This is a genomic window from Pedobacter arcticus A12 (assembly GCF_000302595.1).
GTDB classification, from domain to species: domain Bacteria; phylum Bacteroidota; class Bacteroidia; order Sphingobacteriales; family Sphingobacteriaceae; genus Pseudopedobacter; species Pseudopedobacter arcticus.
In genome coordinates this window covers 23,118-47,710 of sequence record NZ_JH947126.1, presented here as the reverse complement: position 1 = coordinate 47,710, position 24,593 = coordinate 23,118, and the positions used below count along the sequence as shown (strand labels likewise).

The following is a 24,593-nucleotide window of genomic DNA, read 5'->3' as shown; positions in this document are numbered from 1 at the left end:
CTATTCTTCATTTAATTTTCCTTCTCCTGCCCAAGTTTTTAGAAGTGACTCTATACCACCCAATCTTTGTGCTTTAGTGCTTATATTCTGTACTGCAGTTTCGCCTAACCTGTCTTTCAACTGCGCAAGATATAAACTTCTGGGACTCACCTCCGTTCCCCAGCTTTCCCAGTATCCGGTTCCTAATTTGCTGGTTCCTATACAACCGATACCCCAATTCAAACTTCCTTTAGCACTTTCAACTTTAATGTCGGTTTTGGATGATTTACAGTTATAAAACAAGGTTTGCCCGCCTGCCCAGCCATGTCCCGTACCGCTTGCTCCTCTGTTTTGAACCCTAATTTGTCCACCAGAAATATTATCGAACAACAGACCGGTTGACCACCTGTGGTGCGGACCAATATCTGCAGTGGTATTAATTGCCACACAATCTAAAAACACGTTTGGTCCCGGCACTCTTGATCCGGTTACAAAATCGTGTCTACCGCCATCAGCATAACACCTTTGGAATAAATTAAAACTGGCAGCGCCTTCCAAAATAAACTACCTCGGGGCAGAGCCCCAGAGGTATTAGAACATTTCTAACTGTTGACTGTGTATTTTTTTATATTCTTCTGCTTTTCCTTGAGACTTTACATAATTCTGAATTGTACTCTCATCTCCATGTTTCCCAACTGTGTTAACATAAAACCCTTTAGACCAAAATTCTCCGCCCCACAATTTCAGCTTAACCTCAGGATGTCTTTTGAAAATCTCTTTTGCTGTGATACTTTTTACAGTTCTAATTATTTTTGTTGGACTTTCAATAGGTACACTCTGAATCAGAAAATGAACATGGTCTTTATCTGTCCCAATTTCAATGAAAATTATATCATACCGTTTAGAAATCTCAACACAAATTTCTTTTAGACTGATATCAACCGCTTCACTGAATACCACTCGCCTATATTTTGCCGGACATACAAAATGATATAATAAAACTGATACATTATGCTTCTTATGAATATATTCGCTCACATACCGAAATTACAAAAAAATCGAAGCAGAGCTTCGAGGAATCAAACCAAAAGAGATTGAAAGAATATTTTCTTCCGCCGGTGGTGATTGATTTTGGTGAAAGCATGGCGCATTCCTCTACCGTATTATAGTAGGAACCAGAACTGATACTTACACAAGCGTATCCAAAATATATTGCCGTAACCTGTTTTACCCAACAGTTTTCTGCTTGCTCAAGTTCAATCCCTACCCAAGCATGGTTTTCATCTTCATTTCCAGAAAAAACAGAACTTAAACGCATATTTTCTATGCCGCAATTACTTACTCTTTGGCTCGGATTAATTTTATAAATAGCACCACCACCATATTTTTTTTGCATTGGATCCACAACTGGGGCATTTAAAGTAATACTATCACCTGCCAACGACGCAATTTCTCTCTCAAAACCAATAGCATAACTTGATGCGGTCCAACCGTATTGTGCCATATCCAAATCATCAATCCATGTCTGATTTGGCGTTCTGTAAACAACAATTTTATCTCCTACTATAATACCGGCATTGCTCTCCACTTTGAAACCAATTTTTCCGGTACCTACATATCCTGTGGTAATTTTATTAAGTTGTTTGGTAACGGGTGTTTCAATTCCTTTAATGCTGATTAATGTATGCTGAGCAGTTTTGGTTGCCTTTAAGATAGTTCCGGTTTTTCCCTGACCCATTCCTCTCAATATAACTCCGCTTTTTGTAATTGAAATGGTATTGCTCACATCATAAGTCCCCGCCGTCAATAAAATTACACCGCGAATCCCTGAAGCATTTGGAGTCAAGGCTTGTACTTCATTTATTGCTGATTGAATTTGAGCGAGGTTATCTCCTGCCAATGGCGATAAAGTCTTTGTAATCTCTGTAATTTTAGGGATGGCTACACCTCCGCCTTTGTAACCTGCCATAGAAAAATCGGGAATTTTGTTGATCTTATTGGTTTCCCCTTGATTGGCGAATAAATTATACTGCAAACGCCCATCGCTATTTAAGTAAATTAAATTGGTGGGTATTTTTGGTGGATCAACAACTGGCGGAACTACAACAGGTGGCTGAGTTTCCACTTTAACTTGTGGTTTCTTTTTACAAGCGCAAACAAATAGCAATGAACCGATTAAGGAAAGATAGATATATTTCATACAATTGATTATTAACTAGTTGAAAATTGGCATCCAACTAAATTGGAATATACAAGTAACCAATTTTAAACTTTAAATCGCTTTGTCTATTTGGCATTTTAATCAAGGATATTGGCTGGAATTTGCTTCCGAAAGTTTCTATTTCGTCATCATGGTAAACGTAATATTTGCAAAGGAATTAGGTTTCCCTTTCTCAGACTTGGCAATATTCCCTATAATTTTATCAGCCTTTCTAGTCACACTGATAGTTCTAAAACTATAAGCACCTTTTTCATAATTAAAAGTTTCTCCGTCATCGTCATACAACTGATAAGTCCCCGGCTTTGTACCGTAATACCTAATTTCTAAATTCACTTTTTCGCCTAATTTTGGCGAATGCAATAAAGGTGGCATCATTGGCACAATTCCTCCATCTTTTACAAAAACCGGAATCACATCTAATCCAGGAGTTACGGTAATTACTTCACCATCTCCCACAAATTTTCCGGTATAAAAATCAAACCATTTACCTTTAGGCAATACTACTTTACGAGAAGTTTGACCGGTAAACATTGGCGCTACCAACAAGTTTTCACCCGCCATATATTGGTCTTTGATTTCTTTAGAAACGGCTTCTGCATACGGGTTTTCTTGTAGGTTTACCTCTTTTTCGCCTTCTCCATGCAGCTCCTGCTTAAAACCTGGCTCTAAATTCATCGCTCTAAATGGCGGTATTCCTTCAAAATGATATTTAGCAAATTCTGAATACCAGTAAGGCATCATTTTCATCCGCAACAATGCAAATTCTTTAACCTGTTTTTCCACTTCGGGGTAAGTCCAAGGTTTGGTACCGGTTGACCATGCATTAATCATAGCCATGGGAGAAAAAACGTTGGATTGGAAGCGCCGTAACCATTCTTCGGCAGTTTTAGAAGCCCTCACCTCTGGTGTCCATAATACGCCGGCAAAACCGCTATTGATTAAAGCCGTGATAAAATCTTCATGGTTATAATAATCGTTATAGAGCACATAAGGCAATGCAGAGGCTCCTCCGTTTGATGCCCGAACCAAACCGTAGGTTCTTTGGTTGCGTTCTTTAAATAAATCGACGGTATAGCGCATGGCTAACAAACCGTAGGTCTGTCTCATTTGCTCGGCACTGTGTCCCGATGGAAACTTGGCTACATCTGGCCACAAATAATAATCGTAACCATCAACTTCATCTATTTTATAACCGCTTACGCCGATGTCTACTTGGTCTGTTTTTAGCTGATTGAAAAATGGTTTGCGAGCTTCGGGCATGGTAAAATCTGGAATTACACCCAACCAAACCGTATGCGAAGCGGTATAAGGCAAAATCTCTTTATAAAAAGGTGCGTCTGGCGAAACATAAGGGTTAATCCATAAATTAAGTCTCACTCCTTTGTCCATCATTTTTTTAACAAAAGCTGGCGGATTTGGGAAACGGTTTTTATCCCAAGAAAAAGTACCCGGATAAGCTTTACTCTGCCAACCCGGCTCTAACCCAATAAAATCTAAAGGATAGCCTTTTTGTTTGAAATTTTCTACTTCTGTTTCTACATCTTTTTCTGTAGAGCGAGTCATTACGCGTTGGGTAAAACCTAAACCCCATCTTGGAGGTAAAACTCCGCCACCGTTCATCAAATTATATCTTTTAACCGCATCTAAAGCAGTTGGCCCTCCAAATACGTAAATCTCTGCACCTTCTGCAGGAACTAACATTTCTACCGCATCAGAATATGGGCGAGACGACCATTTTTTATCGGTATTTCTGTCTTTCGGCGTGGGGAAGTTTGGACTGTCTTTTCTAACGCCCGTACCTGCCCAAACCTTAATATATTCTGCCGAGTTGATGAATACGCCATAGCCATTTGAGGAAACATAAAAAGGAACTGGAGCATGCGTACGTCCATTGTCTTTACCTCCGTAGTGATCAACATGCAATTCTAAAATTTTACCTCTTTGGTAAACCGTCTGAAAATTTAGACCAAACCCGAACAGTTGCTCTTCTCTTTTGAGCGGGAACCTTAAATAGGTTTTTCCATTTTCTACCCTAAATTCAATCTCTGATTTTTGTAACGGAAATTCTGCCGAGCCCAATTTTTCTAAAGCTTGCTGATTAGGCTTAGCTCCTGCAGCAGTTAATAAATTGTAATCTCCAGGTTTGCCAACTACGGTTTTCCATACTCCAGGTTCTACCTCTTTCCACTCTGTGGTTTGTGCAATTGCGCAGAGCTGAAGCCCCAATAAAGGACCGATAAAAAACAGCAACCGTAATTTTTTCATAATTTTAAAGCGTTATTAAATTAAAAACTAAAAGATTTATTAATCAACAGGGACAATGGTATAAGTTTTTCCCTTTTCCGTTTTGAAGTTGATCAAATACCCTTTTTTAATATCCAGTTCTACCGTTGGTTTCTTTACTACCTCAAACGTTGGAACAAATGGCTTTTTCAACAAAGGGTTAAAATTTTCATCCGTAAAATCAACTGCTTCTAAAATTTTCACAGGTATTGTTGTTCTCAATCGGCAGTTCCCTCCTATTACAGCATAAATCTTAGCTTGTTCCAATTTTCCTTTTTTCCAACTGATGTCTACCGCAAAATTGCCACGGGCTTTAATTCCTTTAATGCTTCCTTCTGTCCACGCATCAGGCAAAGCAGGTAATATGTTAAGCATTCCATCCTGACTTTGTAGTAGCATTTCCGTAATGCCGGCTGTAGCGCCAAAATTACCGTCAATTTGAAAAGGTGGATGTGCATCAAACAGATTTGGATAAGTTCCGCCACCGCTCATTTGCTCTTTTTTCTCATTTGGGTCCATATATCTAAAAGCATCTTGCAAAATTTTATAGGCGTGGTTCCCATCCTGCAATCTTGCCCACCAATTTATTTTCCAAGCCATAGACCAACCCGTACTTACATCTCCTCTAAAAATCAAAGATTGTTTTGCGGCTTTAGCAAGTTCCGGCGTGTTGAATACAGATATTTGATCACCCGGGAAAAGACTGAATAAATGAGAGATATGACGATGAGTATCTTTCGGGTCGTCCCAATCTTTGAACCATTCCTGCAATTGTCCGTACTGTCCAATATGAAAAGGGTACAGCTTAGCCCTTGCAACCATCAACTCTTTTCTAAACTTTTCATCGATAGCTAAAATCTCTGACGAACGGATTAAATCTGTAAATAACTGCCTCAAAATAGACATATCCATTGTGGACGCTATAGAAAGCTGATATTCTTTTCCATCAATTTTAACGGTGTTTTCTGGCGAAGTGGAAGGATTGGTAATTAAATAGTCTGAATTTGGATCTTTAATTAACCAGTGTAGCATAAACTCGGCAGCATCTTTCATTAGCGGATAGCCTGTTTTTGCTAAAAACTCTTTATCGCCGGTGAACATATAATGTTCGTATAAATGGGTGCTTAACCACGATGCACTCATTGGCCAGGCAGACCAACGCGGCATTCCACGCGGATCCCAATCATAACCGCCCGGAGGAGAAGTTTTTGCCCATAAATCTGAATTATGGTGCGCCACCCAGCCTTCTTTAATGTTATAATTTACTTTTGCGGTTTGCGCACCATTTATAGAAAGCTCTTTAATAAAATCAAATAACGGTTGATGACATTCTGATAAATTTGCATTCTCTGCAGGCCAATAATTCATCTCGGTATTGATGTTCATGGTGTAATTACTGCCCCACGGTGGCTGTACATGATCATTCCATAAACCTTGTAAGTTTGTTGGTCTGGAGCCCGGTCTGGAAGAAGCAATCATTAAATACCGCCCAAACTGATAATACAAAACCTGCAAACCCTGATCGGCTTCTGTGTAATTCTTTAGCCTTTCGTTTGTAGGTTCTGCTGCCAACTGTTCATTATTGTTTAAGCTAAAACTCACGCGGTTAAAAAGATTCTGGTAATCTTTAATATGTGTTGATTTCAGTTCTTCAAAGCTTTTGGTAAAGGCTTTCTTCATGTTCAGCTGTGTTTCAATGGCTGGATTCTTCCCTGCCAATCCCGGAGATTTATCAAAACCATTAAAACTTGTTGCTTCCGTTAGATAAATGGTCACCGAATTCGCATTTTTCACTACAATTCTTCCGTTCTTGCTTGAAACCGTTCCTCCATCATTTTTAACCTTGGCCAAAATCTCAAAAGTCATTCCTTCTCCGCCTGCTTCATCATACGCAACCTGAACTTTCTCATAATCCCTATTGGCTACAAACTTTGGTGCTTTACCTGTCAGTTTAATTTCGTTATTTTGACTAGAGTTGGTTTGGTAACGCAATTTACTACTTAAACCTATTTCGAAATTAAGGGATGCTTTTTTATTTGCCGTAATTTTAACCGCCAACACTTTATCAGGATAACTGGTAAAAACTTCTCTGGTATATTTAGCACCCTTTAATTCATAGTTTACCTTAGCTATTGCCGTTTTTAGGTCCAGTTCGCGATGATAGTTTTTAGTCAGCGTGTCCTTCTTGTTAAAATACAAATTAAGATCGCCCAACGGTAAATATCTGGCAGAATAAGGTCCCTGCATTTTCTTCCAAAGTTCTGCCGCCTTGTCATAATCACCCTCAAAAATCGCTTTCCTTACTTCGGGTAAAATGTTTGGCCCTTTGGGAATATTTCCGGGATCCGGAGAACCAGACCATAAAGTATTATCGTTTAATTGAATCCGTTCTTGCGCTACTTTACCAAAAATCATTGCTCCTGTTTTTCCATTGCCTAATGGCAAGGCTTCTTCCCAAGCATTGGCTGGTGAATTATACCAAAGTTTTAATTGTTGATTAGTTGATTGTCCCGAAACACTCCCCCATCCAATAACTAAGGCTGTGATCGCCTGGAATTTGAATCTCATATCTATCTCTCTAACTGTTAATCTTACATAGCATCATCCACGATACCAATTGGGCAATTACGAAATTTAAGTTGAGGTATTCTTTACCTATTCTGGCATTTTGATAAGCTATATGAGCAATCTCAGCAAAAGAAACGAAAAAAAGAATGTTAGTACCGAGTTGGGTAAGAATCCTTAATACTAAGCTAAAAAACATTCTTATAATCTTCGATTTATGAGCGAGATTTGTACATAAATAGCTGTTGGTAAGGAAGAAGCTCTAAAGGAATAGTTCGTATTTGAACTTGTATGCAAGTCATTGCACTTCACTTATCTAAATAAGTGAATAATAATCAATATTTTAAGTTAAATAAACCAAAACGTACTCATGAACGATCTGAAATTAAAGAGAAGAAGTTTTCTGAATATTGCATTAACTACAAGCGCCGTAATAAGTTTGGGAGGTGGCAGAGACTTAAATGCAAAAGAAATCGAACCCAATGCTGACACAGATCATTCATTTACAACAAAGCCTTATTTACAGAACGTATCTCAAGATAAAATTACGGTAAGATGGATTACCAATAAACCTTGCTACAGCTGGGTGGAGTATGGTTTGGATGAGCAATTAGGCAACAAAGCACAAGCCTCTAATTTAGGCTTGATTGAGGCGAACAACCGTGTTCACGGTATTACGCTAAACGGGCTTAAACCCGGAAAACGTTATTATTACAAGGTTTTTTCTAAAGATTTTGAAAGCTACGAACCCTACAAAATTAAATTCGGCACTACGATAGGAAGCGAAATTTACAGCTTTAAAACCGTAAGCCAGCAAGAAAAAGAAGTCACTTTACTGATAATGAATGATATCCACGACAGGCCAGCATCTATTGGTCACCTGATTGGGTTGAACGGCAAAAATCCTTACGATTTTGTGGTGCTCAATGGCGATATGTTTAATTATCAAACGGATGAAGCTCAAATTGTTGCAAATTTACTAAATCCATGTGCAGAAACTTTCTCTACCGAAATACCGTTTATTTACCTAAGAGGCAATCATGAAGTTCGCGGAAAGTTTGCCCGACAGCTCCCAAGTTATTTTGAAAATGTAAACAAAGCTCAATATTTTACATTTACCCGCGGACCGGTACATTTTATTTGCTTAGATACTGGAGAAGATAAAGAAGATAACCATAAAGAATATTCTGGTTTCGCAGATTTCGATTCATATAGAGAGATACAAGCGGTATGGTTAAAGAAACAGTTAAAAAGTAAAGCTTTTAAAAAAGCTAAATATAAAGTGGTGGTCATGCACATTCCTCATTACCACTCAGACAAACTGCATGGTACTTTACATTGTAGAGCACTATTTGGCACTTTATTTAACCAACATAAAATAGACCTAATGATATGCGGACATACCCATAAACACGGGTTTTACCCAGCGCAAAAAGACCATAACTTTCCGATGATTATTGGAGGCGGACCTAAAGAAGGAGAACGCACTTTGATTACCTTGACAGCAAACGAAAAAGCTTTAACTGCCTTAGTAATTGACGATAAAGGTAAAGAGCTTTATAAATTTAGCACTTAGAAAGTACTGCATAATATTTCGGTTTCCTTCGGAGGTAGCTGCACAGTTATTTTCAAATTTTATAACGCCAAATTGTGCGAAACAGATGAATGTGACAAAAGTAAATCAACCTGCAGAACATTCTTAAAAGTCAGTTTTTAAACTTAAATCTCATTTTAAACATAGTGAGACGGAGGTTTTCCATACTGCTTTTTAAACTCTTTACTAAAATACTGTGCATCATTAAAACCAACCATATAAGCAATTTGAGAAACGTTGCCAGCTTTTTGTTGCAACAGCTGAAACGCTCTTTTTAGTCTGATAGATTTTATAAAGTTGTTAACGGTTAAGCCTGTAAGCGCATCAATCTTTTTATAAAAAACTGAAGTGCTCATTCCTATTTCGGATGCAAAAAGGTTTACGTTAAACTCTGAATTACTGATGTTATCTTCTAACAAACTCAATACTTTATTTAAAAATTCCTCATCAGAAGATTCTATTTTTATCGTTGTAGGCTCCAATGAAAACTGTTGCGAAAATTTCTCCCGCATATTTTGATGTAAGGCAATGAGGTTACTTACAATAACCAGAAGTTTTGTAACACTAAACGGTTTGGTTAAGTAAACATCAGCTCCGGTTTTTAAACCCTCTAACTCATGCAGTTCGCTAGACCTGGCCGTCAATAATACCACAGGGATATGACTGGTTCTAATATCTGTCTTTAATCTCGAACAAAGTTCAAAGCCATCCATTTCAGGCATCATTACGTCACTTATTACTACATCTGGCAGTTTTTCAAAAGCAAGCAACAATGCTTCTTTACCATCGTTAGCGTGTATAACTTGATAAAATGGATTAAGCGTGTTTACAATAAAATCTTTAATATCTTTATTATCATCAACCACCAGCAACAAAGGTAAGTTGCCAACAATCGATGTTTTTTTCTTTAACTCATCAACAGCAATTTCTTCGAGATTTTTATTGAGTTGAAATAAACTAGTCTCCTCAAACGAAACTGCAATAGCTATTTCCTCTGGTTTATACTGCGAAGTACCTGTCATCAATGATAAACAGAAACTGGTATCATCGACATTTTGCTCCAGAACCAGATCGCCATGATGTAGCTTTGCAATACTTTTTGATAATGCCAGCCCTATACCCGTACCTATATTACGTTGTTGATGGTTTGGCACTTGATAAAAATCTGTAAAAAGCTTAGCGCTATCCTCTTCTGCAATTCCTTCGCCGTTATCTTTTATTCTGATATAGATATGCTGATTTTGCTGACTGATTTCTACCGCAACTTCTGCATTATGTTGCGCTGTAAACTTAAATGCGTTTGATAACAGGTTAAAAATCACTTTTTCTAACTGATCTTTGTCAAAATAAAGCTCTATATCTTGCTGGTCGGTTTTAAAGGTATAATTGATCTGTTGCTGTTGCGCCAATTGTTGAAATGATAAATAAATTTCGTTTACAAAACTCACAATGTTACCTACCGATAGGTTAAGTTGCATTTTCCCACTTTCAATTTTTCGAAAATCCATGAGCTCGTTTACCAGTCTCATTAAACGTTTTGCATTTTTATCGATAACCAGCAACTGCTTTTTAAGTGCGAAATTATTCTGCGTATCTTGAATTATTTTCTCTAAAGGAGCTAAAATCAAGGTAAGTGGCGTACGTATTTCATGCGATACATTGGTAAAGAAATCTAACTTCATCTGATGTATATTATGCTCTCTTTTTAATAAAGCTCTAATCAGCAAAAACCTCATCACCAAATAAAGCAAGGCTAAAAACGCCAGTATATAAACCAGATATGCCCACCAAGTACGCCAAAATGGTGGTTTTATAATTATTTCTAAACTTGCAGGTATGTCGTTGTAAACACCATCATTATTGCTGCCTTTCACCAATAAAGTGTATTTCCCATCAGGCAAATTGGTAAACGTTGCCGTAGGTTCTTCAACTTCGTTCCAGTCCCGCTCAAACCCTTTAAGTTTATAAGCATATTTGTTCTTTTTAGGTTTTACAAAATTTAAGGCCGAAAAATCGATACTAAAAACATTTTGCTGATAATTTAGCACTAAGGCCTCCGTTTTATTTAACGATTTTGATAAAACAGGATTACCTTCCTTTACCGGTACTTCTTTATTAAACAGTCTCAAACTGGTAAAAACAACTTTGGGCGCTATCTTATTGTCCAAAATATCGGCTGGATTAAAACTTACCAAACCATTGTATCCACCAAAAAACAAAGTGCCATTACTATCCTTTAAAGCAGAATGGTAATTAAAAACGTTACCCGGTAAGCCGTCGTTACGGTCATAAACTCTTATAAATCCTTTTTTCAGCAAGGCCAAGCCTTTGTCTGTGCTAACCCAAACTCTATTTTGGTTATCTTCAATAATTCCTGCAACTGTATTTGATGGAAGCCCATCTTTTGTGGTGTATAATTTAAACTTTCTATTTACCGGATTATAAAAAACAAGCCCCTCGTTATATCCACCAAACAGCATTTCACCATTAAAACTTTGTGTAATAAAACTAACTTGGTTAAAATAGGTGCTATTGTTAAGTATTACTCTTACAAAACTTTTTGCATTTTCTTTTATAAAAAAAAGCCCTTCATCTGCTGCCACCCAAAGTGTATTTTCCTTATCCATGTACAAACAGTTGATATTATTTGCTGGCAAATGATACTTATTGGTACTTGTTTTTAAGGGGTTGAATGAATCTGTGGAAATATTGTAAAGAAAGAGTCCCCTCCCTTTTGTACCCACCCAAACTCGTTTTTGCGAATCTGTTAATATGTAAGTGATGCGTTTTATACTTGCTATTTTATTGTCTGATATATTGTAATGTTTAAAAACATTTTTTCTGGTATCAAAATAATCAACACCTCCGTCGTAAGCAGCGATCCACAGGTTTTCTTTTGAATCAATACTAATGGCTTTTATAAGGTTAGAACTCACAGAGTTTTTACCCTTTTCCACACTAAAATTCGTGAACAGTCCCGTCTTTCTATTGAAATGGTTTAACCCTTCGGCTTCGGTACCAACCCAAAGATTTCCAAACTTGTCTTCTGTTAATACGCTAATAATATTACTGCTTAAAGAACTTTTATAAGAATAATGCTTAAAAACACGAAAATTGATTGCGTTTGGGTGATAAACATTTACGCCACCGTAAAAAGTACCTACCCAAACAGAACCGGTCCTGTCCTCATAAATATCATAAATAGAGTTCTGGTTCAAACTTTTGGGATCTTCGGGATTATGGGTTTGGTTTTGGAAACTTTTCGTAGCGGGGTCGTAAATACTAATCCCGTTTAACGTTCCAAACCATAGTTTTCCATGTTTATCTACTATTATTTTTCGGATAATATTACTAACGAGACCACTGTTTTCTGATGTAAAATGTGTAAATCCGCTTGTACCCTGCTTTAGCTGGTTAGCTCCTCTAAAGTGTGTCCCGATCCATAAATTTCGCTCTTTATCTTCTATAATAGTATGGATATCATTATCCGAAAGACTGGTAATGTCTGCATCATCATGAAAATAGGTTTTATAGCTATAACTATTGTTTTTTTCGGTTAGCGCTACCAAACCAAATTGTGTACCCACCCATACAACACCATTGCTAGCCTGAAAAACTGCTTTGATAACCTTGTTGACCAAGCCATCACCAGGTGAGCCCTGGCAAAAAAACCTATCGAATTTACCGTTAACATTCAATCTATTTAAGCCGTTCTCTGTACCTATCCAAAGGTTTCCAACCTTGTCTTCATACAAACACCTAATGGTATTATTGCTCAAACTCGATTTATCGTTTGGTATATTAAAATACCTTTTAAAAGATTTAGTTTCTGGAATATATTTGTTTAAACCATTTTGCGTACCTACCCATAAATCTCCTTTACTATCTGTTAGTAAACTATTTACATTTTGGTTGCTACTGATGGAAGTACTGTCTTTCCTGTCGTGTTTGAAAATTTCAAATCGCTTAGAATCGTATCTATTAGGCCCATTCTTAGTGCCGAACCACATAAACCCCATACTATCTTGCGTAATAGCTATTACGCCACTTTGTGATAAGCCCGATTCTACCGTAAGCTTATCAAACGAAATTTGGGTATTTTGAGCGATAGCTGTTGCCGATAAGCATAACGTAAATAATAAAAAGACGGTTGTGTGCTTCGCAACTGCTTTTTTTATATTGACTTTATAGCATGGTTTAAAAAGCAGCATTCTTTTTATTGGTTTAGTAAATTAGGTTTGATAAAGATATTACCTTTTTGAGAATCGAATGCAATAATTGTATAAAACAAGATGGAACGTACAGCTGGGAAGTCAAACAACAATCTCTTCCTTTTTAGACTATTTAAAACTCACTACTTCTATCATTCAATAAATATCCTAAACCCTTAAAATTCCCCTAAATCCTCTTGACGCATAATAAGATTCGGCGCCGTTGTGGTAAGTAAAAACCGTTCCATAACGGAAATCACAAAAAATCGCACCACCTAATTTCCTGATGGGTTCTGGCGTTTGTACCCAGCTAGATGTTTTGTTGTCAAAGTTTCCCAATTTTTGTAAGTTCTGGTATTGCTCTTCGGTTAAAAGTTCAATACCCATTTCTTTCGCTACGTCTTCTACGCAGTTTTTAGGTTTATTTTCTTTTCTTGCACCTAGCGCCTTATGGTCGTAACATAAACTGCGTCTTTCTTTCGGACTCTCAATAGCACAGTCGCAAAAAACATATTCGTCAGTATGCTCATCAAAAGCAATAAGATCTGGTTCACCTCCAGTTATTTCCATCTCATTTAAAGACCATAACTTTAGCTCGTGGTTTTCCAATTTTGTTTGAATTTTCGCCCAGTCTAAGTTTGGGTTCCTTTTACTATTTTTCTCAAACCGTGTTTTAAGAATCAATAAAAGTTCCGTTTTTTGATTTATAGATAACTGCTTTTTCATTCTCTGTTCAATTTTTAAAAACTCAACCCTTCAAAAAACTAACTAACTAACTAACTAACTAACTAACTAACTAACTAACTAACTAACTAACTAAAAACTAACATGCCTTTTTACAATTCTTAGTTTGTGAGTATATTTATTTTGGTCTGTTGCAAAAACACCCTGGTTATCAATTCTATCAATCCTCACGTGACCCGAGGAATGGATAATCTGACTATTATTCAGCATAATGCCTACATGGGTAATTTTACCTTCATCATTATCAAAGAAAGCCAAATCACCAGCCTTTGCCTCGGTTAAAAAATCAACAATTTCACCTTGTTCTGCCTGTTGCCAAGCATCTCTACTCAAACGCAAACCAAGCATTTTATAAACAATTTGAACAAATCCCGAGCAATCAATTCCGGCATGCGTTCTACCTCCCCATAAATAAGGGACATTTAAAAACATTTGAGCAGTTTCCACAACACTCGTTTCAAAATCTTCGGCATTTGGCACAAAAACATTGTTTGATGTTACTTGGTAATTTTCGCCCGCTAACGTAAATTTCCCATCGTTATAAAAGGGTAAAGTTGTGCCAGCATGTAAATAAATTGCAGATTTTAATGGTCCTTTTAAAACCATCGTATTCACTTCATTTGTTAAAAAGGCAGGGTTGTTTATCAATTCAAGCTCCTCATTTTTTAAGGTAACAACCTGCTTGGCATCTACCCAGCCTATGTACGCATCGTGTTGGGTTTTAATCTGTAACCACTCTCCATTCTCTTCAAAAGCTTCAAAGGTATCACCAAAAAGCAATTGAGAAATCATTTCGGATCGGTGAGCAGGGTTTGCCCTTAAAGGGATTGATGATAAAATGCAAGTGCCTATAAAATTTTCCATAGAAAGATAAGGTGGTCTGAATTTTGCGTAATTTAGTATAAATCGATTTAACATGGAAAATTTACAAACATTCGAGCGTATTTTAATTGCAGTTGACGATTCGAAATATGCATATCACGCTGCAGATTATGGATTTGCCTTAGCTAAAAAGCTAAACGCATCCGTTTCTTTAGTACATATTACACAAATTCCAGTAGCCACAAACATTACAGGAGACCCTATTTTAGGAGATACCGGGATGATTTTGCCAAATGTAATGGACATACAGAAAGAACATGCGGAAAGACTTTTTGCGGATCTAAAGCTAAAGTTTGCTCCGGAAACAATTGTAGATGAATATATTCTGATTGGCGATGTTACCAGTGAGATTGTATCGCTAGCTAAGGAACAGAATTTCTCGATGATTATTATGGGCACACACAGCAGAAAAGGGTTTGACCACTTTATTTCTGGTTCTGTTGCAGAAAGTGTAACCCGTCATGCCAATTGCCCGGTTTTAATTATTCCAAGCAATAGTTAATTGTGCTTTTTGAAGTTTTTTCGGGTTATAAATTTTAAAATTACTCCGATTTAGCGAAGCTTATTCTAATTTAGCGAGGTATATGATTTTGCACCTTAATAATTTAGAAGAATTTAAAGCTAAGGCACAAAGTTGGGCATCCAATTTTAAGGTTTACTGTGTTTTAGATTCTAATTCATATCCCGACCCCTATACGAAATTTGATTTTGCAATCGCTGCCGACCCTGCAGATTTTGTAGAAACCAACTCTTTTTTAGAGATAAGTGCATTTAACCTAAAACACCAAAATAGCTGGATTTTTGGAGGTTTTGGTTACGATTTAAAAAATGATATCGAGCCACTTAGCTCTAACAATACCGATTATATTGAATTCCCTGATGCTTTCTTTTTTGTACCCAAGCATATTTTAATTTTAAAAGATAAAGAGTTAGAAATCATCAGCGAAAACGCTGATGAAATTTGGACCGCGATTAACAGTGTCGTGGTTCAAAAGCCGGTAAAAGCCAAAAAACTAGCCATTCAGCAACGCTTTAGTAAAAAAGATTACATAAATACGGTTAAGCAAATTATCCATCAAATTAGTATCGGCAATATTTACGAAACTAATTTCTGTATGGAGTTCTACGCTAGTGATGCTATAATTGATCCATTAAACACTTATCGCCAACTCAACAGTCAATCTCCTACCCCATTTTCAAACTACTTTAAGTGGTTTGATCGGCATATTATTGCGGCTACACCAGAACGTTTTTTGGCTAAACGTGGCGAAAAACTAATTTCACAGCCCATAAAAGGTACTGCTAAAAGAGGTTTAACTGATGAGGAAGATGATAAAATTATCGCTCAATTAAAGGAAAGTAGCAAAGAGCAACAAGAAAACGTGATGATTGTAGATTTGGTAAGAAACGACCTTACAAAATCGGCACAGGAAGGCTCAGTAAGGGTTGAAAAACTGTTTGGTGTTCATACCTTTAAACAAGTTCATCACCTAATATCTACTATAATTTGTATTAAAAAAACTGAACTAGACAGTGTACAAGTTATAAGAAATACATTCCCGATGGGAAGTATGACAGGTGCTCCAAAAATTAAAGCCATGGAATTAATGGAGCAATTTGAACATACAAAAAGAGGAATGTATTCTGGAGCCGTGGGCTACTTTTCTCCGAATGGTGATTTTGATTTCAACGTAATTATTAGGACGATTTTATATAATGAAACTAATAAATACCTTTCCTTTCAGGTGGGTAGCGCCATTACTTATTACGCTATTCCCAGTCTAGAGTATGAAGAATGCTTATTAAAAGTTAAAGCAATCCTCGCTATTTTGACCTAAAGTGATTTTCTGGTCGAATCTCTTTTAATAATAGTTGAGGGTAAACTTAGGTTAGCAAATCCATCAGCTAAGTTTTTACCTTCAATTTCGTCTAGCAAAAGCCTAGCTGCGGTTTTTCCAATTTCAAACGCAGGTTGCGATATTGTTGATAAAGAAGGATTTAACAGTCTGGCAACGTTTAGACAGGAAAATGTGATGATTTTAATATCGTTAGGAATATTCAAACCCAGATTATTGCAAATATCGTAACATCCAATAGCCAAACGTTCTACTGAGCAGAAAATAGCATCTGGCTTTTTTTCTACGATAAACTTTGTTAAATCTTCTAAATCAATCTCTTTAGAAGGTACAAACGATTTAACAAATGAAGGATCTTTGGGTAAGTTATTCTTCTCCAAAACATCAAAATATGCTTTTTCCCGCTGGTGCATGGTAGAGAGTTTATCACCGGCTTTTAAAAAAAGTATGCGTTTGCAACCTCGGTTAACCAAATGGCTTACACCTGCAAAACTACTGTCATAATCATCACTGTATACCTTTGAAGCATTAAAATTCTCAACCACACGATCAAACATCACCATTTTAACGTTTCTATCTACCAGCTCTTGCAGATGCTGGCAATTGTCACTTTCAGAGTTTACAGAAATCAAAACGCCATCAACCCTACCTCCTATTAAATGATTGGTTATGCGCACCTCTTTTTTATAGTCTTCATGAGTTTCATAAATAAGCACATAGTAGTCTTTTTCTGCGCAAATTGTTTCTACTCCTTTAATCACCAAAGAAAAAAAGTTGTTTGAAATTTCGGGAATAATTAAGGCTATTGTTTTACTAATATGTTTGCGCAAAAATGCCGCGAAGGGATTTGGCTGGTAATTTAGCTCCTCTGCTAATGCCTTTACTCGCTTTTTTGTTTCAACATTGATTTCGTAACTGTCTGTTAAGGCTCTTGAAACCGTAGAAACAGATAAACCTAGCTTACTTGCCAAATGCTTTAGCGTTACATTTTTCATATCCCAGCTATTGGTTAATTATTTTGTATGGAGTTTAAATATTTAATATTCTAAAGGAACTATCGGCTCTTTCTTACTTGTAGACATGATCATCATCGTCTGAAAAGTTTTAACAACAGATATTTTACTTATTTTCTGCATAATCAACTGCTCGTAAGTTTTTATATCCTTTACATAAGCCTTCAACAAAAAATCATACTGCCCCGTTACATGGTGGCATTCTGTAATTTCTTTAATGGTTGCAATCTCATTTAAGAAAATATCCCTGGTATCTGGCTGGTGAAAGTCTAAAGATACCTGAATAAAGGTTTTGATTCCCAAACCTAACTTCTCTTCGTCAACCAAGGCATGATAGCTTTTTATATAGCCAGAATTCTCGAGTTTACGAACCCGTTCTAAAGTTGGCGCTGGAGAAAGCCCAATATGTTGCGATAATTGAAGATTAGTGATTCTACCGTTTTCTTGTAAAATCTTAAGAATATTGAAATCTATTTTATCCAGCTCCATAATTGATGATTTATTACAAAATTAGATTTATTCCTCATATCCCAAATTATATTTCACAAAACAGGCATTTTACTTCAATAAATTTTTCTAAATCTTTTTTTTAGATGAGCCTAAAAAAAATGCAGGTCTTTTTAGAAAATTAATAGATTTGTAACACTCAAAGTTTATATGTTTTTACAACAGCATTTAAATCAATTAGTTTTAACCCATAGATGAGCTTAAATGACGATTTAAAATCGCTTAGCGAAGTTCACGGAAGCGTAACCACCAACAAAAGGAAAGGTTGGAAACGTATTTTAGCATTCTTAGGACCTGCGTATTTAGTTAGCGTAGGTTATATGGATCCTGGAAATTGGGCTACAGACATTGCCGGTGGATCGCAGTTCGGGTACCAATTGATTTGGGTTTTGCTAATGTCTAACCTAATTGCGCTTTTACTTCAGTCGCTAAGCGCTCGTTTAGGTATTGTTGGAGGTATGGATTTAGCTCAAGCTTCAAAAAATGCTTATCCTAAATGGGCCAACTTCCCATTATATATTCTAGCAGAAATTGCCATTGCCGCTTGCGATTTGGCCGAGATTATTGGTATGGCCATCGGTTTAAACCTATTATTTGGCATTCCATTGATATGGGGAATTAGCGTAACCATACTTGATACCTTGCTGTTGCTTTTTTTAATCAAAAAAGGAATGCGCTCTTTAGAGCTATTTATAGTTTCAATGGTGTTTATTATTGGATTGGCATTTTTCGTAGAGATGCTTATTGTGGAACCCGTTTACGGAGATGTAATAAAAGGATTAGTTCCTTCCAGTTTAAATGGTTCTGCTTTATATATCGCTATTGGTATTATTGGAGCTACTGTTATGCCTCACAATTTATACCTGCACTCGTCTTTAGTACAAACCCGGAAGTTTGATCGGTCTGTCAGTGGAATTAAAGAAGCGCTAAAGTTTAATTTTATCGATACAACAATCGCTTTAAATCTAGCTTTTTTTGTAAACGCGGCAATTTTGGTTTTGGCGGCAGCCGCGTTTTATGTCAACGGATATCATGAAGTTGCAGAAATTCAGGATGCCTTTGTGCTTTTAGAGAATATTTTTGGGAAGTCTGCCCCTATGCTATTTGCTATTGCATTAATTGCTGCCGGTCAAAGCTCTACAATTACAGGAACGCTTGCTGGTCAGATCATTATGGAAGGTCATTTGAATCTTCGCATCCAACCATGGTTACGCAGGCTCATCACTCGTTTAATTGCAATTGTTCCCGCTTTTTGCACAATACTATTTTTCGGAGAAGACTCCTTAGGGAATTTATTGATATTTAGTCAGGTAATATTGAGCTTACAGTTAGGCTTTGCTGTTATTCCACTTATCCATTTTAATTCCGATAGGAAACTAATGGGCGACTTTACCATTAAACCTTGGGTGAAAGTGTTGGCATGGTTGAGTTCTGCAATTATCGTTTATCTAAACATCCATTTAGTTATTGATGAAATTAGTACTTGGTTAAAAGGAGGATATACTAGTGAGCTTATTATATATTTTGCGGTAATTCCTGTTTTATTGGCAGCAATGGCTTTGCTCATTTACATTTTTATCCATCCGTTTATCTCGAAGCAAAAAGAGAAACAATTGTTGGTACCTCACGGGCAAGCTGTTGGCTATGTGAAAAGTGACAGCATCAAATACAAACACATTGGAATTACTACAGATTTTTCATCAAAAGATGAAAAAATAATCAATAATGCTTTGATACAAGGCGGAAAGCATGCAAGCTATACATTTATTCATGTGGTTGAAACCGCAGCGGCTAGGTATCATGGTAAAAACGTAATGGATCAAGAAACGATACTGGACGAGGAAAATTTAAAGAAATACGCCAAAGATCTAATTGCTTTAGGCTTTAAAGCCGACTACAAAATTGGTTATGGAAGCACCGCTGCCGCGATTGCGAAAATTGTTAACGATTCTGAAATCGATTTTTTAGTAATGGGCTCCCACGGACACAAAGGTTTTAAAGATTTGGTTTTTGGTACCACGGTAGAAAGTGTGAGGCATAAAATCCGAATCCCAGTACTTATTATTAATTAGGCAATACCATAAACCTTTTTTAGTATAAACCTGAGGAGTTCGATTAATTTTCAACCTTAAGTTTCATGAGTGATTTATCTTAACCAATCTAACCAATTGCGAGATTAAAAATGGGAAATCTCGAAATACAAAGATTTGCTTATACAGTAAGATTGAAAAGTTTGGTTTAAAAAGGCAGAAAAAATTATCTATTTATATTCAAAAAGCCCTGATCTGTTTATGCAAATCAGGGCCTATATTTCTATAAAACTTGTACGCACATACTATACAGAGAATTTACAACTTTTTGAAAAACACGTTTACTAAGCTAGTTTTATGTTCTTCTCTTTCTTGAGTACTACAAACAAGACTATAAAGCCGATTATAAAAAACACACCTAATGTTAAAGCACTATTCCGCATATTGCTGGTAAGCTCTTCTATAAATCCAAAACTGAATAAACCTGCTACAATTGCCAGTTTTTCAGTAACATCATAAAAGCTAAAAAAGGATGCGGTATCGGGTGTGTTCTCTGGTAAATATTTTGAAAAAGTGGAACGAGAGAGTGACTGAATTCCGCCCATAATTAAACCTACAACTGCCGCTAAACCATAAAACTGAAATTCATTTTGGATAAAATAAGCTACCACGCAGGTTGCTATCCAAATTAAAACTACAAACATCAATACCTTAATATTCCCAAAAATCTGTGATAATCGCGACATGAAGTAAGCCCCAAATATAGCAACCAGCTGAATAATTAAAATTGTTGCAATAAGTTTTGAAGTACCTAAATGTAAAATCTTTTCTCCAAAATTGGCGGCAACCAACATAATCGTTTGTACACCCATTGCATAAAAGAAGTAAGCAAGTAAAAAAGTTTTTAAAACAGGCATCTCCCCCAGTTGTTTCCAAACTTTTCTCAATTCATCATAACCGCTGGCAGCTTTTGTTTTTAGAACTTTACTATAATTTGGGCTACTTTTTGGTAACACCGTAAAAGGAATGTAAGCAAAACCAACCCACCAAATCCCCACTAATAAAAAAGATAATCTGGCTGGAAAAGATGCATCTGTAATCCCAAATAAATCTGGTTTTAATACAAATACAAAGCAAATGATCTGTAAAATAACACTGCCAATATAGCCGTAGGCAAAACCTTTGGCGCTTACGCTATCTTGCTGGTCTGGTGTGGCAATATCTGGTAAATAAGAGTTATTAAATACAATTCCGCCACAGTAGCCAATAGCAGCAATGGCAAACAAAATTATGCCAAGTTCTAAGGTGTCGATTTTAAAAAAATATAACCCACAACAGGCTAAGGCACCAATCCAAGTAAATACTTTCATAAACAAACGCTTATTGCCCCGGTAATCTGCGGTAGCGGTTAGCAAAGGCGTAATTATAGCGATGATTAGGTACGCAACGGCCAAAGCGTAATTTGAAAGTGCTGTGTTTACAAAACGCAATCCGAAAAAATTGACTTTATCATTCACCATGCCGTTTATTTGGGTGGTTGTTATGGCTGTGTAATAGGCTGGGAAAATGGTTGAAGTTATGACGAGGTTGTAAGCAGAGTTTGCCCAATCAAACATTGCCCAGGCCTTAATGGTTTTTTTATCGTTTTTCGCGGTCATTTAGCGGTTTAGGTTAGCGGTGATTTTTAATAAAAAAGGCCGAAACTTAGTTTCAGCCTTTAAATATCAGTAAATTAATTAAAACGTGACGAATTTTAATTCTGTTTTAAACCCATTATAAGTGCATTAACGATTATTGTAACGGCATCTTTTTTTTGTCGTTAGACTATGTCCATGCAACAAAAAAAGGTACAGTGTAAAAGCGTGTTAAAATGCCAAAACCTAAATTCTTAAAAAAATTTGAACTAGCTACAAGGTCTCCTTTAACCAACTAAAAAATTCCCGTTGCCAAACAATTCCATTTTGCCCAGAAAGCACCCAATGGTTTTCTTCTGGCAAGTAAAGCAATTTACTTTTTATACCTTTCAATTGTGCGGCTTGGAAAGCTTCTAAGCCTTGTTCAATAGGTACCCGGAAATCGTTACCACCTTGGATAATCATAATTGGCGTGTTCCAATTTTTAACAAAATTTGCAGGATCAAAATCTTTGTAAGATTTAGGCGCATCTTTGCTCCAATACGGTCCGCCGATATCTTTATTAGCAAAAAACAATTCCTCGGTTGTACCATACCAGCTTCTTAAATCAAACAAGCCATCATGAGCGATGAATGTTTTAAACCTATTCTTATGCATCCCGGCCAGCATAAATACCGAATAGCCACCATAACTTGCGCCAACACAACCCAAACGGTCTTTATCTACGTAAGATTCTTTTGCAACATCGTCAATAGCGGAAAGATAATCTCGCATTGGCTGCCCCCCCCAGTCTCCACTGATGGCCTTATTCCACTCTACACCGTAACCTGGCATTCCGCGTCTATTTGGTGCAACAACAATATATCCTTGCGCTGCCATCAATTGAAAGTTCCATCGAACAGAATAAAACTGAGACAGTGCAGATTGTGGTCCACCTTGGCAATACAATAAAGTAGGATATTTTTTAGTGGGGTCAAATCCTGGAGGATAAATTACCCAAGTCAACATATCTTTTCCGTCGGTAGTTTTTACGATCCGCTCTTCAATTTCACTCATTGCCAAACCATCGTAAACTGCTTTGTTAACCTGGGTTAATGCTGTTAAATTTCCCGATTTTAAATCTACTTTAAATAGTTCCGCCGAATGATTCATATCTGTACGGGAAACCACCATGGTATTACCCGCCTGACCAACAATTCCGTTGATATCCCAACGTCCTTTAGTAAGCATGCGAACGTTTTTTGCGGTATTCTTACTTAAATCTTTATTTAAAGAAATTTCAAAAAGCTGTTCTGTACCCCTATAAATAGCTAAAAAATAGATCTTTGTATTGTCCTCACTCCAAACAAAACTACTTACGGTTTCATCCCAGTCTTTGGTTAAGTTATGGCACTCATTGGTTTTATAGTCGAAAACGATAATATCGTTTTTATCCGCTTCATAACCGTCTTCTGCCATACTTGTCCATGCAAGCTTTGATCCATCTTTGTTAAAAGCGGGTTGCATATCGTAACCCAACATTCCATCGGTTAAGTTAAGCGTTTGCTTACTATCCAAATCGTAACGGTAAATATCTGTGTTGGTACTTTGTGCGTAATTTTTACCGTACTTCTTTTTTGATACATACAGTACTGATTTACTGTCCGGCGACCAAATCATGTCTTCCAAACCTCCAAAAGGTTTCTGTGGCGTATCATAAGGTTCATTTACCATGATATCAACCTCGTTGCTGATTTTACCGTTGTTATAATCGGCTACAAAAACGTGAGAAAACTTTCCGTCTTCCCAAGTGTCCCAATGGCGGATGCTTAAGTCTGTAAAAATGTAGGCGTTTGACTTCGGTAAATCCGGATATTTATCACTCGCTATATTTTTCACCATCAGCACTTCTTTACTAAATAAAATATGCTTTCCGTTTGGCGATATGCGGGCATTATCCAAACCGCCGTTATAACTGGTCAACTGTTTAGTAGCAGTACCGTCGGCGTTCATCTCCCAATACTGACCTTTGTAAGTATAGGTGATTTTACCTGTGACTTTATTGATGCTGACCACGCTTTCTGAACCCGAGGTTTTGGAGATTTGTGTAGATTTTCCACCGTTAAGTGGGATGCTGTATAGTTTTCTTTCGGATTTGTTGGTTGCCAAATCGTAATTAGAAACACCAAAAATCACTGATTTATGATCGGGAGTAATGGCTTCCCCTCCTACTCTGCCTAATTGCCAAAGCATTTCTGGCGTTAAACTTTTTTGTGCGAATGTGACTGTACTAGCTAGTAATAAGCCTAAGAATAATATTTTTTTCATGTGATGTGCTATCGATTAATGAGGATTTAAAGGTAAGAATTATCGATTACTGTTAGAAAATAGGACTGTAACATTTTGCATTAAAAAATTAACCTTACTAAAACGCAGTTTCATCGCTTTTCCGCTAATTCTTCATGATACAAATTCAGCCTCACAGAGATTTACATCGCCTTTATTTTATCAACAATGGGTTGCTGGTTTTTCCCTAAACCTTCAACTTGGGCAATTATAGCGCCTTGAGTATCCAAAAGAGTCACTTCATTTGAATGGGCAAAATCGCCGTTAGGTTGCTTTTTATACTTCACGTTAAGTAGCATAGACATTTCACGAACTTCGTCTTCATCACCATGCAACAAAAGCCATTGATCATCAAGTTGCTGACTTATTGCAAATTCTTTTAACCGTTCGGGGGTATCTCGTTCTGTATCAAAACTGATTAAAACATATACCATTTTTTCTTTTTGATTTACGGGAACCTGGCGTTTAACCTTTTGAATATCTTCTATAATTTTAGGGCAAGCGTAAGTACAACTGGTAAAAACCATTGCTACTACGGGTATTTTTCCTTTTAGCTCACTTAAGTGGAAGGTGTCTCCATTTTGCGTAGTCCATTTTCCGTCCATCTGATAAAGAGACTCGCTTTCCGTAACTGCCGGCTCATGAACTGTCTGCTGATTTCTTTCTCCAGAACTACAGTTGCTAAACCCAATTCCGATAAGCGTTACGACTAAAATGTTAAAATATCTTTTCATGTTACTTTTATTATC

17 protein-coding genes are annotated in these 24,593 nt (G+C 36.8%); 4 read left to right on the top strand and 13 right to left on the bottom strand.

Features of this window, described 5'->3' with window-relative positions; genetic code table 11:
• From B176_RS0107090 to B176_RS0107070, 5 genes are all read right to left on the bottom strand, one after another.
• A complete protein-coding gene (locus B176_RS0107090; protein ID WP_026063205.1) occupies positions 1 to 537 on the bottom strand; it encodes a hypothetical protein in 537 nt (178 codons plus the stop codon).
• Between the two features lie 33 nt (positions 538 to 570).
• Positions 571 to 1,017 (bottom strand): IS200/IS605 family transposase, encoded by a 447-nt coding sequence (gene tnpA, locus B176_RS0107085; protein WP_017258097.1) that lies wholly within the window; start codon positions 1,015 to 1,017, stop codon positions 571 to 573.
• Positions 998 to 2,179 (bottom strand): hypothetical protein, encoded by a 1,182-nt coding sequence (locus B176_RS20190; protein ID WP_051130011.1) that lies wholly within the window; start codon positions 2,177 to 2,179, stop codon positions 998 to 1,000. The genes tnpA and B176_RS20190 overlap by 20 nt, the downstream gene beginning before the upstream one ends.
• Positions 2,180 to 2,317: 138 nt before the next feature.
• The gene (locus B176_RS0107075; RefSeq protein ID WP_017258096.1) at positions 2,318 to 4,465 is read right to left on the bottom strand and encodes a glycoside hydrolase family 31 protein; all 2,148 of its coding nucleotides are present in this window, start codon (positions 4,463 to 4,465) and stop codon (positions 2,318 to 2,320) included.
• Positions 4,466 to 4,504: 39 nt separating this feature from the next.
• Entirely contained in the window at positions 4,505 to 7,051 is a 2,547-nt protein-coding gene (locus tag B176_RS0107070) for a glycoside hydrolase family 95 protein (protein WP_017258095.1), read from the bottom strand.
• Between the two features lie 367 nt (positions 7,052 to 7,418).
• Here B176_RS0107070 and B176_RS0107060 point away from each other — a divergent pair, with 367 nt between their 5' ends.
• Positions 7,419 to 8,624 carry a metallophosphoesterase gene (locus tag B176_RS0107060; protein WP_017258093.1) on the top strand — a complete coding sequence of 402 codons (1,206 nt, stop codon included), beginning with the start codon at positions 7,419 to 7,421 and terminating at the stop codon, positions 8,622 to 8,624.
• A 155-nt stretch (positions 8,625 to 8,779) separates the two neighbouring features.
• On the opposite strand, the gene B176_RS0107055 is transcribed toward B176_RS0107060, so the two are convergent.
• From B176_RS0107055 to B176_RS0107045, 3 genes are all read right to left on the bottom strand, one after another.
• On the bottom strand, positions 8,780 to 12,853 hold the full coding sequence (locus tag B176_RS0107055; RefSeq protein WP_017258092.1) for a hybrid sensor histidine kinase/response regulator transcription factor: 4,074 nt from the start codon (positions 12,851 to 12,853) through the stop codon (positions 8,780 to 8,782).
• 168 nt (positions 12,854 to 13,021) lie between these two features.
• Positions 13,022 to 13,579 carry a DUF4256 domain-containing protein gene (locus B176_RS0107050; protein ID WP_017258091.1) on the bottom strand — a complete coding sequence of 186 codons (558 nt, stop codon included), beginning with the start codon at positions 13,577 to 13,579 and terminating at the stop codon, positions 13,022 to 13,024.
• A gap of 90 nt (positions 13,580 to 13,669) precedes the next feature.
• On the bottom strand, positions 13,670 to 14,461 hold the full coding sequence (locus B176_RS0107045) for a C40 family peptidase (RefSeq protein ID WP_026063204.1): 792 nt from the start codon (positions 14,459 to 14,461) through the stop codon (positions 13,670 to 13,672).
• A 52-nt stretch (positions 14,462 to 14,513) separates the two neighbouring features.
• On the opposite strand from B176_RS0107045, the gene B176_RS0107040 reads away from it, so the two are divergent.
• The gene (locus B176_RS0107040) at positions 14,514 to 14,981 is read left to right on the top strand and encodes a universal stress protein (protein ID WP_017258089.1); all 468 of its coding nucleotides are present in this window, start codon (positions 14,514 to 14,516) and stop codon (positions 14,979 to 14,981) included.
• Between the two features lie 31 nt (positions 14,982 to 15,012).
• Positions 15,013 to 16,317, top strand: coding sequence for an anthranilate synthase component I family protein (locus B176_RS0107035; RefSeq protein WP_394330188.1), 1,305 nt, complete (start codon positions 15,013 to 15,015; stop codon positions 16,315 to 16,317).
• Here B176_RS0107035 and B176_RS0107030 read toward each other — a convergent pair.
• Together B176_RS0107030 and B176_RS0107025 are read right to left on the bottom strand one after the other, a co-directional pair.
• The gene (locus B176_RS0107030; RefSeq protein ID WP_017258087.1) at positions 16,314 to 17,330 is read right to left on the bottom strand and encodes a LacI family DNA-binding transcriptional regulator; all 1,017 of its coding nucleotides are present in this window, start codon (positions 17,328 to 17,330) and stop codon (positions 16,314 to 16,316) included. The two genes, B176_RS0107035 and B176_RS0107030, sit on opposite strands and share 4 nt — an antisense overlap.
• 42 nt (positions 17,331 to 17,372) lie before the next feature.
• The gene (locus B176_RS0107025; protein ID WP_017258086.1) at positions 17,373 to 17,837 is read right to left on the bottom strand and encodes an Lrp/AsnC family transcriptional regulator; all 465 of its coding nucleotides are present in this window, start codon (positions 17,835 to 17,837) and stop codon (positions 17,373 to 17,375) included.
• Positions 17,838 to 18,049: 212 nt separating this feature from the next.
• Between B176_RS0107025 and B176_RS0107020 the strand changes: the two genes are divergently transcribed.
• Positions 18,050 to 19,927 (top strand): Nramp family divalent metal transporter, encoded by a 1,878-nt coding sequence (locus B176_RS0107020; protein ID WP_017258085.1) that lies wholly within the window; start codon positions 18,050 to 18,052, stop codon positions 19,925 to 19,927.
• 302 nt (positions 19,928 to 20,229) lie between these two features.
• Here B176_RS0107020 and B176_RS0107015 read toward each other — a convergent pair whose 3' ends face one another.
• The 3 genes from B176_RS0107015 to B176_RS19140 form a co-directional block, all read right to left on the bottom strand.
• A complete protein-coding gene (locus B176_RS0107015) occupies positions 20,230 to 21,543 on the bottom strand; it encodes an MFS transporter (protein WP_017258084.1) in 1,314 nt (437 codons plus the stop codon).
• Positions 21,544 to 21,792: 249 nt separating this feature from the next.
• A complete protein-coding gene (locus tag B176_RS0107010) occupies positions 21,793 to 23,826 on the bottom strand; it encodes a S9 family peptidase (RefSeq protein ID WP_017258083.1) in 2,034 nt (677 codons plus the stop codon).
• A gap of 161 nt (positions 23,827 to 23,987) precedes the next feature.
• Positions 23,988 to 24,578, bottom strand: a complete 591-nt coding sequence (locus B176_RS19140) for an SCO family protein (RefSeq protein WP_017258082.1) — start codon at positions 24,576 to 24,578, stop codon at positions 23,988 to 23,990.
• Between the last annotated feature and the right edge of the window lie 15 nt (positions 24,579 to 24,593).